Here is a 2,729-nt window from a genome sequence, read left to right as displayed (position 1 = left end):
TTGGCCGGCAGCGGCCGCCCCCGCGCGGCCGCTGCCGGCCAACGCCGGGGACATCGCGGACGCCGCGACCGCCAAGGCCGCGCCGCCGCGCCGTCCGGCGACCGGTTCCACCCCGCCGCCTCCGCCGCCGCCCCCGCCGGGTCCGGCCGGGCCGGACTGTGGCACGGGCGGCTGGGGCGAGGACTGCGGCACGGGCGGCACCGGCGGCCCGGCGTCCGGCATGACCGGCGTGACCCGGGTGGGCGGCAACTGGCTGCCGCCCTGGAGGAGCGCGGTCTGCGCGTCGGACACACCCGGTCCGCCCGCACCGCCCGGCCCCGCCGGACCGTCGGCCACCGGCGGCGCGAACACCGTCTCCGGCAGCGGCACCGACCGGTCGTCGGCGGCCTGCGCGGTGGTGTCGGTCCCGTCCCACGGAGTGCCCCCCGCGGTGGCGGGCGACGGCGCGGCAGGCGTCGCCGGCGCGGACGGCGGCGGCGTGGCGTCGCGACCGCGCCCGGTGTCCCGCTGGTCGGGGATGCCCATCCGGTCGGCCGCGTCCTGCAGCCACTGCGGAGGGCTGAGCAGGAACGAGGTCTGGTTCAGGTCGACCCGCGCGGGTGCGGGCGGCGGTGCGGGAGCGGACTCCTCGCGGCCGTACAGCTCCTCGTAACGGCGGATCACCTCGCCCACCGGCAGCCCGGGCCACAGGGTGGCCTCGCCGCTGTCCCGGGCGATCACCAGCCGCTGCGCGCCGCCCTCGGAGCGCGGGCCGTCGGCCCGGTCCTCGGCCCACACCACGAAGCCCAGCTCGAACTCGCGTACCTGCACCTCACGGTGCTGGTACGCGGGCGCCTCGCCGTTGATCCAGTCCTCGCCGCGCTCCTGCGCCTGCGCGTAGGTCACCATCGGCCGTTCACTCCCCTGTCGGGCCCGACACCGGCACCGCGCGCGCGAAACCGCCGTCCACCATCAGATTCGCCACCGTGTCCAGCTCGGGCGGGCTGCCCGCGAGCCGGCCGAGGAACGCGTCGAAGTCCTCGCCGCAGGGCAGCAGCAGGCGCTCCACCCGTTCGGCGGGGGTCCACGACGGGTGCACGTCGCGCACGTCGTCGTAGGCGCAGAACCACACCGATCCGCGCCTCTCGCCCCTGACCTTCACCGCGAGGATGCCGCCCTGCAGGAACGCCACCCCCAGGTAGTCCTTGGTGAGGTGGTCGCGCAGGCACTTGTTGACGTACACCAGGTCGTTGACCGCCGCCTCGTCCCGCACGGTGAGGAAGGGCTGGTCGACCAGCAGGCCCAGCTCCGCGTCGAGCGCGGTGCCCACCGGGGCGCAGCCGCCCGCGGCCTTCAGGAACGCGCGGTAGGGGCCGGGCAGCTGGTACCCGAGCTCCTCCTCGACGGCCTGCACCTGCTGCTCGTTCACGGCCACGGAGTTCTTCGGCAGCCGGAAGTGGGCGGGCCGGGTGTCCTGCAGCGGTCGGGTGCCGCGCTTGTCGTGCTCCACGGCCGTGGTGGAGATGCCGCCGTGGTGCCGCAGCAGCGCCTTCACCTCGACGGGGACCAGCTCCAGGCGCCGCGTGCGCGGGACGTGGTGCCAGGTCCAGCCGTGCGGGGTGGCCACCGGTTCGACCGTGTCCCACAGGGGGTGACCGGTCGCGGCCAGCGCGGCGTTGGCCGACACGTAGTCGGTCAGCCGCAGTTCGTCGACGCCGAATCCTTCCGGCGGATCGGCGATCTCGGCGGCCGCGCGGGCGTAGGGCGAGAAGTCCGGGTAGCCGTGGTCGTCGACCCGTACGCCTGCCGGGTGCCGGGCGGCGCGGACCGGGTCGGGGAAGTGCACGACCTGTCCTGCGTACGCGGCGTTCGGCGGCGCGGGCCGTCCTCCGGTCCCGTGGCCGGGAGAGACCCCCAGCCCGAGCCCACCTGTCGTCATGGCGGTTGCCCCCTGCGGCGTTCCGGCGGCCGGTGAGGCCGCGCTCTCCCATAGTGTCGACCACCGCTTGGGTGGCGGTTCCCGACAGACTATGCGGTGCCGCTCGCGGCGGTCATCGTGCGTCCGGATGCGTCCACATGTGTGACCTCACGTCAACACTCCGTGGTCACAGCGCCCCGCCCCGGGCGTGTCACGGGCCCTGGCTTCCTCCTCGGCCGCCGGGTTTGGCACTCTAAGGCGACCGAGGGGATGCTCGGGAGGTGAGAACGATCATGCAGGCCGCACAGACCACCGGGACGGAACCGCCGTCCGGTCCGTCGCAGGACCCGCGAGTGGGCTGGAGCAGCGCGGACGACGCCGCGGCTCCGGCGCTGCTGCACCGCCGTGACGGGATACTCCCGACGGTGGCCGCCGCGCTGTCCGTTCGCGGCACCACGCTCACCGGCACGGCCGCCCGGGGCGACCAGGTCCCGGTCCTGCACCCGCTGGTGCAGGACTTCCTCGACACGCTCACCAGCGACCAGCGTGACCGCTTCACCGGCCGGTGCGCCGAGGCGCTGCTGATCTCCCGGCACATCGCCGCGGCCGACGCGGCGCGCACCAAGCGGTCCGCGCGCCGGCCCATGACCAGCAGCGAGGCGCGCAAGGCCCTGAAGCACGCCAAGCTGACCGCGCGGCGCATCCGGGAGGACGGGGACCCGCTGCACGGCAGCTTCGCCGAGCCCTGCCGGGCGTGCGCGGCCCTCACCGCCCACTTCGGGGTGAGGGTCGTCGACCCGGGCGCCGAGGGCTGAGCCGCCGCCCACCGCCC

General features: G+C 75.6%; 2 protein-coding genes and 1 pseudogene. 1 reads left to right on the top strand and 2 read right to left on the bottom strand.

Annotation, left to right across the window (positions count from 1 at the left end; all coding sequences use genetic code 11):
- Positions 1-888 (bottom strand): annotated as a pseudogene (locus ACOV8S_RS00465) (SUKH-4 family immunity protein); the annotation flags it as partial.
- A 7-nt stretch (positions 889-895) separates the two neighbouring features.
- Positions 896-1,918: an SMI1/KNR4 family protein gene (locus ACOV8S_RS00460; RefSeq protein WP_448315213.1), complete on the bottom strand. Its 1,023-nt coding sequence runs from the start codon at positions 1,916-1,918 to the stop codon at positions 896-898.
- A 272-nt stretch (positions 1,919-2,190) separates the two neighbouring features.
- On the opposite strand from ACOV8S_RS00460, the gene ACOV8S_RS00455 reads away from it, so the two are divergent.
- Entirely contained in the window at positions 2,191-2,712 is a 522-nt protein-coding gene (locus tag ACOV8S_RS00455) for a YwqJ-related putative deaminase (RefSeq protein ID WP_448315648.1), read from the top strand.
- The last annotated feature ends 17 nt before the right edge of the window (positions 2,713-2,729 follow it).

It is taken from the genome of Streptomyces sp. CO7, assembly GCF_053474865.1.
This window is presented reverse-complemented; position numbering and strand designations above follow the sequence as displayed.

Excerpts from the sequence above, each read along its gene's own strand:
- ACOV8S_RS00455 (WP_448315648.1), top strand. The coding sequence starts at position 2,191 with ATGCAGGCCGCACAGACCACCGGGACGGAACCGCCGTCCGGTCCGTCG.
- ACOV8S_RS00460 (WP_448315213.1), bottom strand. The coding sequence starts at position 1,918 with ATGACGACAGGTGGGCTCGGGCTGGGGGTCTCTCCCGGCCACGGGACC.